This is a genomic window from Treponema endosymbiont of Eucomonympha sp. (assembly GCF_001028545.1).
This window is the reverse complement of the sequence record NZ_BBPW01000662.1, coordinates 1-439: the sequence shown is the minus strand read 5'-3', so window position 1 is coordinate 439 and position 439 is coordinate 1. Positions and strand designations below refer to the sequence as shown.

The following is a 439-nucleotide window of genomic DNA, read 5'->3' as shown; positions in this document are numbered from 1 at the left end:
TAATCGGACGGGTGCTGAACGTGAGCGAATCCCGCATTTCCCAAATCCACACTAGAGCGAATATCCGGCTTCGCGCGCGGCTGGGCAGCCTTCGGAAAAGTGCCCTATAGCAGGGGCGTTTCCCCCGCCCTCCTGCCCTTTCCGGTCAACGCGAGCAAGAACAGACATTTTTAATAATGGTACTGAAAGCGAATCGCCCAGATATCAAAAAAAATACTTGCACTGAAGTATCTTGCTTGGCAAAACGAGTTTCATCTGTCGCATAATCCGAACATACTGCTGTTTACACAAGCATTGCAAGAAATACAACAGAAATATAAACATTTCCTTAGGCAGTGTGGACTGGATAGGGGAAAAGAGGTAAAATAGAAGCATGAAAAGAAATGAAGGCATTCACCGGCACGATATAAGCGACGAGGCGCGGGAACGGATAAAAGAA

1 protein-coding gene is annotated in these 439 nt (G+C 47.2%); it reads left to right on the top strand.

Annotated features, from left to right (window positions below):
- Positions 1-110, top strand: a 110-nt coding sequence (locus AWU74_RS11045) for a sigma factor-like helix-turn-helix DNA-binding protein (RefSeq protein ID WP_306701130.1), incomplete at its 5' end; no start/stop codon positions are given.
- Positions 111-439: the final 329 nt, after the last annotated feature.